General features: G+C 65.0%; 4 protein-coding genes. 3 read left to right on the top strand and 1 reads right to left on the bottom strand.

Features of this window, described 5'->3' with window-relative positions; all coding sequences use genetic code 11:
- Positions 1-26 precede the first annotated feature (26 nt).
- Positions 27-1,358 carry a dihydroorotase gene (locus EN742_RS26795; protein ID WP_126055698.1) on the bottom strand — a complete coding sequence of 444 codons (1,332 nt, stop codon included), beginning with the start codon at positions 1,356-1,358 and terminating at the stop codon, positions 27-29.
- A gap of 84 nt (positions 1,359-1,442) precedes the next feature.
- On the opposite strand from EN742_RS26795, the gene EN742_RS26790 reads away from it, so the two are divergent.
- From EN742_RS26790 to EN742_RS26780, 3 genes are all read left to right on the top strand, one after another.
- The gene (locus EN742_RS26790) at positions 1,443-2,303 is read left to right on the top strand and encodes a folate-binding protein YgfZ (protein ID WP_127406547.1); all 861 of its coding nucleotides are present in this window, start codon (positions 1,443-1,445) and stop codon (positions 2,301-2,303) included.
- On the top strand, positions 2,303-2,941 hold the full coding sequence (locus tag EN742_RS26785; protein ID WP_128333474.1) for an HD family hydrolase: 639 nt from the start codon (positions 2,303-2,305) through the stop codon (positions 2,939-2,941). The genes EN742_RS26790 and EN742_RS26785 overlap by 1 nt, the downstream gene beginning before the upstream one ends.
- Before the next feature lie 125 nt (positions 2,942-3,066).
- A complete protein-coding gene (locus tag EN742_RS26780) occupies positions 3,067-3,897 on the top strand; it encodes an oxidoreductase (protein ID WP_126055701.1) in 831 nt (276 codons plus the stop codon).
- Positions 3,898-4,061 lie beyond the last annotated feature (164 nt).

The following is a 4,061-nucleotide window of genomic DNA, read 5'->3' as shown; positions in this document are numbered from 1 at the left end:
GCGGAAAATCCAATGTGGCGGAATAGCTACCTCGCCAGCGCCTCGGAGAACTCCACCGCCCTGCCCTGTCCAGGCGTAACGATCTCGCCTTCCCACATGACGCGTCTACCGCGCACGATGGTGCCGACCGGCCAGCCGGTGACCTGTTTGCCGTCATAGGGCGTCCAGCCGGCCTTCGAGCCGGCCTGCGCGTTGGTGATGGTCTCGCGGCGCTTGAGATCGATGACCGTGAAGTCGGCGTCGTAGCCGGCGGCGATGCGGCCCTTGCGCGCCATGCCGAAAATGCGCTGCGGACCGTGGCTGGAAAGGTCGACGAAGCGCTGCAGGGTCAGCCTTCCGGCATTGACGTGGTCGAGCATGATCGGCACCAGCGTCTGCACACCGGTCATGCCGGATGGCGAGGCCGGATAGGGCTTTGCCTTCTCGGCGAGCGTGTGCGGAGCGTGGTCCGAGCCCAGAACGTCGACGATGCCTTGCGAGATGCCGTGCCAGACGCCGTCGCGATGGCGCGCGGCGCGCACCGGCGGGTTCATCTGGATCAGCGTGCCCAGCCGGGCGTAATCATCGGCGGCGAGCGTCAGATGGTGCGGCGTCGCCTCGCAGGTCGCGACATCCTTGTGCTGTTCGAGGAAGAGGATCTCTTCCGCGGTCGAGATATGCAGGACGTGGATGCGCGCGCGCGTCTGCCTGGCAATGCGCACCAGCCGCTCGGTGCAGCGCAATGCGGCGATCTCGTCGCGCCAGACCGGATGCGAGGAAGGGTCACCCTCGATCCTTTCGCCCAGCCGCTCCCGCAGCCGGAATTCGTCCTCCGAATGGAAAGCGGAACGGCGGCGTGTGTTGCGCAGGATCGAGGCGACGCCTTCGTCGTCCTCGACCAGCAGGTCGCCGGTAGACGAACCCATGAACACCTTGATGCCGGCCGCGCCCGGAAGCCGTTCGAGTTCGGCGACGTCTTCGGCATTGTCGCGGGTGCCGCCGATCCAGAAAGCGAAATCGCAATGCATGCGGCCCGTGGCGCGCCGCACCTTGTCGGCAAGGGCGGCCTCGCTGGTGGTCAGCGGGTTGGTGTTGGGCATCTCGAAGACAGCGGTGACGCCGCCCAGCACGGCCGCGCGTGAACCGGTCTCCAGATCCTCCTTATGTTCCAATCCCGGCTCGCGGAAATGCACCTGGCTGTCGACGACGCCGGGCAGGATATGCAGGCCCTTGCAGTCGATCGTCTCGCCGGCGGAAGCCTGGCCGAGATCGCCTATCGCGGCGATGCGCCCCGCCCGCACGCCGACGTCGCGAAAACCCTCGCCGTCATGGTTGACCACCGTGCCGCCTGTCAGGATGAGGTCGTAGGTGGTGGCCATGGGCGTTTCGGTCTCTTGCGGGGGGAGTGTCAGGGGCTTACGTAAAGGCTGACCGTTTTGCAAGATCAGGCTCAATTTCCATCCATGCCCTTTGCCCTGCTGAAAGACCGCGCCCTCATTTCCGTGTCAGGCCCGGACGCCGAGCATTTCCTGCAGAACATTCTCACCACCGACCTCGACGCGCTCAATCCCGGCGAAGCGAAGCCCGGCGCGCTGTTGACCCCGCAGGGCAAGATCCTGTTCGACTTCCTCATCTCGCGCACCGACGAGAATGGCTTCCTGCTCGAATGCCGAGCCGATGTCGCCGACGATTTCGTGCGCCGGCTGATGCTGTACCGGCTAAGAGCCAAGGCCGAGATTGCCAAGCAGGATCAGGTGCTTGTTACCGTCAAGTGGAACGAAGATTCAACCGCCTCAGATTCCGATTCAACGACGCACGCCGATACCCGCTTCCGTAACGTCGCGGTCCAGCGCAGCTATGGCGCCGCGTCGGATGGTGGCGACGCCGCCGCGTGGCAGGCGCTGCGCATCGCTAACGGCATTGCCGAAAGTGGAACCGACTATCCCCTCGGCGACGCCTTCCCGCATGATGTGCTGCTCGACGAGACCGGCGGCGTCGGCTTCAGGAAGGGCTGCTATGTCGGCCAGGAAGTGGTCTCGCGCATGCAGCATCGCGGCACTGCCAGGCGGCGTGTTCTGATCGCTTCCGCGCAAGTCCCCCTGCCCGGTCCAGGCACGGAACTGACGGTCGCCGGCCGGCCTGTCGGAACGCTTGGCTCGACCGCCGGCGCGACCGGCCTTGCGATTGCCCGCATCGACCGGGTCAAGGCGGCGCTCGACGCCGGTCAGCCGATCATGGCCGACGGAGTCACAGTTTCGCTCGCCATCCCGCCTTTCGCCAAATTCGGCTTTCCGCAGGACGCCGCCGGCGTGGAGGAGGCCTGATGGCCGCCGATCGCGCCGGGGCGCCGCCGCGCGCCTGGCAGCGCATGCTGTCAGGCCGGCGCCTCGACCTGCTTGACCCCTCGCCGCTCGACATCGAAATCGCCGACATCGCGCATGGGCTTGCCCGTGTGGCGCGCTGGAACGGCCAAACCAGCGGCGAGCACGCCTTTTCGGTCGCGCAGCATTCGCTGCTGGTGGAGGCGCTATTTTGCGAACTGGTGCCGGCGGCCTCTGCCGACGCGCGGCTGGCGGCGCTGCTGCACGATGCGCCGGAATACGTCATCGGCGACATGATCTCGCCGTTCAAGTCGGTCATGGGCGGCTCCTACAAGGATTGTGAGTTGCGCCTGCAGCGCGCCATCCATCTGCGTTTTTCGCTGCCGGCGGACCTCGGTGCCGCCTTGCGCAAGGAGATCAAGCGGGCCGACCAGATCGCCGCCTACTACGAAGCGACGCTGCTTGCTGGCTTCTCCACGGCGGAAGCGACCGAGTATTTCGGCCGGCCACGCGGTTTTTCCATCGAGTGCTTCGACTTCACGCCACGTTCGGTGACCTGGGCGCAGACGGCTTTCCTGAAGCGCTTTACGGCGCTCGAAGCGAAGCGTCCGTCTTTCGTCGCTGCGAATTCCACGACGTGAAAGAATGCTGCCGCGCGAGAGGCGCGGCAAGTTTGGCGTAATCTGCTACTGTGCTGGCGCGGCCTGTCAGTGAATGGCACCTCTGCTCGACCCTAGATTGGGCTCAAGCAAGATGAGAGGCAATCATGTTTGACAGACAGAAAAAGACAGCGCTCGTGACCGGCGCATCCTCCGGCATGGGCAAGGAAATCGCCAAGCGCCTGATTCAGGACGGCTTTCAGGTCTATGTGGCCGCGCGCCAGATCGACAGGATGGAAGACCTCGCGGCGCTCGGGGCACGCCCGTTGCGCATGGACATTTCGAAAGGCGCGGAGATCGACGCGGCTGTCGCCAGCGTCCTCGCCGAAGTCGACAGTGTCGACGTGCTCGTGAACAATGCGGGGTTCGGTCTCTACGGGCCGGTCGAGGATATCGGACTCGACGAAGCGCGCTATCAGTTCGAGGTCAACGTCTTTGGTCCGGCCCGGCTGACGCAACTTCTGCTGCCGGCCATGCGCAAGAAGAAGGCCGGCACGATCGTCAACATCACCTCGATGGGCGGCAAGATCTATACCCTGCTCGGCGCCTGGTATCACGCGACGAAGCATGCGCTGGAGGGCTGGTCGGATAGCCTGCGGCTCGAACTCGCACCCTTCGGCATCAAGGTCGTGGTTGTCGAGCCTGGCCTGATCGAAACCGCATTTGGCGATGTCGTCGCGGCCGGACTGCTGAAGCGATCAGGGGCTGGCGCCTATGCGAAGGTGGCCCAGGTTGTGGCGAAGACGACGAAAGCGAGCTACGGCCATGGCCGCGGCAGCGATCCGCGCGTCATCGCCGATGTGGTCTCGACGGCCGTCAGGTCGGCCAGGCCGCGGACGCGGTACGCCGCCGGCAAGTACGCGAAAATGATGATCGGCATCCGGAGATGGTTGGGCGATCGCATGTTCGACCGCCTGATCCTAAGCCAGATGCGGTGAAGGAAAGAGCATGAGCGGAATACCGGCTGACAAATGCAAGGTGCCACGCGCATTCTGGCACGCCGTGGAACGTCTCGGCGTGCCTGCGTCCGGGGTGTTGCGGCAGGCCCGGCTTCCCGCCACCCTTCACCTCAGCGAAAAAGCCTTTGTCACCACCGCTCAAT

This window comes from Mesorhizobium sp. M4A.F.Ca.ET.020.02.1.1 (genome assembly GCF_004022645.1).
GTDB lineage: Bacteria > Pseudomonadota > Alphaproteobacteria > Rhizobiales > Rhizobiaceae > Mesorhizobium.
The sequence above is the reverse complement of the archived record's forward strand: the minus strand, read 5'-3'. Positions and strand labels throughout refer to the sequence as shown.